This window comes from Pseudoalteromonas sp. SR45-5 (assembly GCF_014163565.1).
Taxonomy (GTDB): Bacteria; Pseudomonadota; Gammaproteobacteria; order Enterobacterales; family Alteromonadaceae; genus Pseudoalteromonas; species Pseudoalteromonas distincta.
This window is the reverse complement of the sequence record NZ_JACJDN010000435.1, coordinates 1-3,556: the sequence shown is the minus strand read 5'-3', so window position 1 is coordinate 3,556 and position 3,556 is coordinate 1. Positions and strand designations below refer to the sequence as shown.

The window sequence follows — 3,556 nt, the reverse complement described above, 5'->3', positions numbered from 1 at the left end:
TAGTCATGTTCAAATATGTGGAATTCGAAGTACGGCTTTAAGGCTTCTTTAAGCTCGGTATAACTAAAAGCAACCATTGGGTGCTCGTCGTGCCATACGAGAGTGTTGTCTGCGGTGGTTTTTTCTATGCTGAGTTTTAATAACTGTTTACTGCCGCTGCCAATATAGTGCCAGCCAGAGCGAAATGTGAAGAAGCTATTTTCGCTTGTTGCTGTGTGCTCTACAAATGAATCGCTGTCGATTTTGTTTTTATCAACCGTGTTAAAACAAAATATTCCACCTACGTTTAATGCATTGTGCACGCTAGCAAGGCACTCTTTTAACTTATCAATTCCGTCGCAGTAATGCAGTGAATACAAAAAGCAGGTAATTAAATCCAAGTGCTCAGTTACCTTAAATTCACTCATGTTTTGCAACGAAAATTGCGCTTCTGGGCAACGAACTTTTGCTTTATCGAGCATTGGCTGGTTTAAATCAAGCCCACTACTTTTATAGCCATAATCAATAAAGTGGCGTACATGCGGGCCGGTGCCACACGCTAAATCGAGATGGGTATTTCCACCATTACCAAAAATTTGGTGCAGCCTGTGAATAGAATTGCTTTGGGCTTGATAATTAATATCTGCACACATTAAGTCGTAGTAATCAGAAAGGTCGGTGTAAAGCGCATTTACGGACATATAAGCCTAGTGGTAAGTAGTGGAATATTTTTAAGTCGCGCATAGTAAACTAATTAGCACAATTAACGAAGAAGATATGAGCTTTAAGGTAGATGTAATTCTAGGCTATAAAGTACAGGCTATAAAGTACAGGACTGTCGGATGGCGCTTCGCTTATCCGGCCTAGGTATTTAAATATTATAGAGCGTTGTTATAAAACGGTGTGGAATTGGAGATTCGTTGGGTTTCGCTACGCTCTACCCAACATACGTACTATAACTTTAAACTGGCTTTAACTAATTCCTAAATACTTATGTACTTGTATTGATAGGCGCCAGTTTTTGGCAATGCAGGTGTCGATTGCGAGTTTAGTTGCTGATACTTTTTGGCTAATTGGCTGTAAGTAAACAAGCTTAGGGTTAACGCCTGTTTTAGCAAATAATTCTTCTAGCTCTTCTACGTGTTTTTGCATCGCAACGGGGTGTTTTATCTCGTTTGCGCGCTTCATGGTGCTGGTTAGTACTTCGTAACCGCCGCGCATATTAATTTTTGGCGATACTGTTACCCATGTTTGCTCTGGGGCGAGTATTTCAAACGTGCCGCTGGTTTCTATTTGTGTGCTAAAACCGTGTTCGTGTAATAAGTTACAGACTGGATTTAAATCAAACATGCATGGCTCGCCGCCAGTAATTACAACATGCTTTGCGGTATACCCACGTGATTGAAACAAAGCTAAAATTTGCTCTGCACTGGCGTTAGCCCAATGATCTGAGTCGGCTTTTTTTTCTACGGTTTCATCCAGCGATACTTTATATACATTATCAACATCCCACGTTTGCTTAGTGTCGCACCAAGAGCAGCCTACAGGGCAGCCTTGCAGACGTAAAAATATTGAGGGTGTGCCAGTAAAGCTAGCTTCACCTTGAATGGTTTCAAACACTTCATTAATTTTGTACAAAAGAGATCTCACTTACTACCTAGCAGCCAAATTGCTACTATTAAAAAACCAAAAAGCGCTGTGCAAAAATTGTTATTTAAGCTGCGGCCGTGTAGTATATCGCGCCCTGATATAAACCTCTATTAAAACTAAGAGCAAAACAGATATGACGCAAAAAGTAGTTGTTATTTATTCCGGCGGTATGGACTCATTTACCGTATTAAATAAAGCCCTGCAACAAGGCCATGATGTATATGCCCTATCATTTGACTATGGTCAGCGTCATGTAAAAGAGCTTAAAGTAGCGGCAAGTGTGTGTGAAAAGTTAAACGTTCCACATAAAATTGTTGATATTTCGGCGATTAACCAACTTATTGGTGGCTCATCACTTACTGATGATATTGATGTGCCTGAAGGCCATTACGAAGAAGAAAGCATGAAAAGTACGATTGTACCTAATCGTAATATGATTTTGCTCTCGCTTGCTGTTGGTTACGCGGTATCACTTAAAGCTAGCCAAGTTTATTACGGCGCTCATTCTGGGGATCATGCTATTTACCCTGACTGCCGTCCTGAATTTGTGCAAAAAATGGATGATGTGTGTCGTATTGCGAACTACGACGCGGTAGAAATTTTTAGCCCGTATTTAAATAATACTAAAATTGGTATTTTAACCGACGGTATTGAAATGGGTTTAGATTACAGCCAAACGTGGACCTGTTATAACGGCCGTGAAAAGGCCTGTGGTAAATGTGGCGCGTGCCAAGAACGCCTTGAAGCATTTGCACTAAATAACATTACAGACCCGTTAGAATACGAATAAGCCGCAATTAATTCGTAATACAATTGCTGCAAACAAAAAAGGCTATCATCGATAGCCTTTTTTGTTTGTCAGGTTTTAAGTTAATGGTATTGATTACAGCCAGCGTTTTACGCGCGCTTTATAGGCGGTAAACTCTTCACCAAATAATTTAGTGAGCGCACGCTCCTCGGGTATTATTTGAAAAAACGTTAAATACGCAATAAACCCGATAATACATAAAAGCGCCCACAAGGAACTTAACCAAACACCCCACCCTGCTAAAATAAATGCAAAACCCACATACATTGGGTTACGCGAAATTTTATAAATGCCGCTCGTAATAAGTTTTGACGCTTGCTCAGGTTTATTAGGATTTACTGTGGTGTTTGCTATTTTAAAGCTCGCCACACCTGCAATACAAAAAACACACCCAATAATGACCAAACTTGCTGCTAGGTAGGTAATAAAGGCGGTGAAATCAATAACACTGTAATGCGCAATAAGCGCCATTATGCCTGCAAAAAACAGCACAACGATAACCGGTGGAATTTTATTATTTAACATGGCAACTCACTGTATTGACTAAAATATGTTTATTATATGGAGCCATTAAACAATATCTAAAGTGTATAAATGATGAACACGCTCAAAGCTGAACTTAAATAAAGTATACAAATTAAGTTACAATTGTCAGCTTTATCAAAAGCGCTTAAAGGTTATACTTTAACCATAAACGAATAATAAAATGATAAGGAATGAGGTTATGTCTGGAACTACGATGATTGTACTTATTGTGCTAATTTCGGTTGGCTCAGGAGTAGTTTACGATATGTATAAAAAGCATCTTGAATTTAAGCATAAAATGCAAAACAACAACAGCGATGCCCATAAACAACTAGCTGAAACAAACGCACAAGTGCTTGCATTAAAAGAGCGTGTACAAACACTTGAGGCTATTGTTACTGATTCAAGCTTTAACGTTAAAGATGAAATTAATAAACTTTAAGTTGTTATAAGTAATTTGGATATAAATGCGCATTTTCTGGCTGCTCAATGCCGTGAGCAGCTAAAAACCCACCAATAGCTTGCCCGCAGCCCTGTGGTGCTCGCCCACTGTCTATCTCAAAGTTTAACTGATTAGCATGTTGCTTACCCATA

At 39.2% G+C, this 3,556-nt stretch carries 5 protein-coding genes; 2 read left to right on the top strand and 3 right to left on the bottom strand.

Features of this window, described 5'->3' with window-relative positions; translation table 11 throughout:
• Positions 1–680 (bottom strand): class I SAM-dependent methyltransferase (locus tag H5072_RS14735; protein ID WP_182693939.1); only part of this gene is annotated, 680 nt, incomplete at its 3' end.
• A 271-nt stretch (positions 681–951) separates the two neighbouring features.
• Entirely contained in the window at positions 952–1,617 is a 666-nt protein-coding gene (queE, locus tag H5072_RS14730; protein WP_002960417.1) for a 7-carboxy-7-deazaguanine synthase QueE, read from the bottom strand.
• 145 nt (positions 1,618–1,762) lie between these two features.
• On the opposite strand from queE, the gene queC reads away from it, so the two are divergent.
• Entirely contained in the window at positions 1,763–2,419 is a 657-nt protein-coding gene (gene queC, locus H5072_RS14725) for a 7-cyano-7-deazaguanine synthase QueC (protein ID WP_002960416.1), read from the top strand.
• A 93-nt stretch (positions 2,420–2,512) separates the two neighbouring features.
• On the opposite strand, the gene H5072_RS14720 is transcribed toward queC, so the two are convergent.
• Positions 2,513–2,962, bottom strand: coding sequence for an isoprenylcysteine carboxylmethyltransferase family protein (locus H5072_RS14720; RefSeq protein ID WP_007378935.1), 450 nt, complete (start codon positions 2,960–2,962; stop codon positions 2,513–2,515).
• A gap of 199 nt (positions 2,963–3,161) precedes the next feature.
• Between H5072_RS14720 and H5072_RS14715 the strand changes: the two genes are divergently transcribed.
• Entirely contained in the window at positions 3,162–3,404 is a 243-nt protein-coding gene (locus H5072_RS14715; protein WP_010553668.1) for a hypothetical protein, read from the top strand.
• Positions 3,405–3,556: the final 152 nt, after the last annotated feature.

Coding starts and splice junctions, on each gene's coding strand:
- queC (WP_002960416.1), top strand. CDS start 1,763: ATGACGCAAAAAGTAGTTGTTATTTATTCCGGCGGTATGGACTCATTT.
- H5072_RS14720 (WP_007378935.1), bottom strand. CDS start 2,962: ATGTTAAATAATAAAATTCCACCGGTTATCGTTGTGCTGTTTTTTGCA.
- H5072_RS14715 (WP_010553668.1), top strand. CDS start 3,162: ATGTCTGGAACTACGATGATTGTACTTATTGTGCTAATTTCGGTTGGC.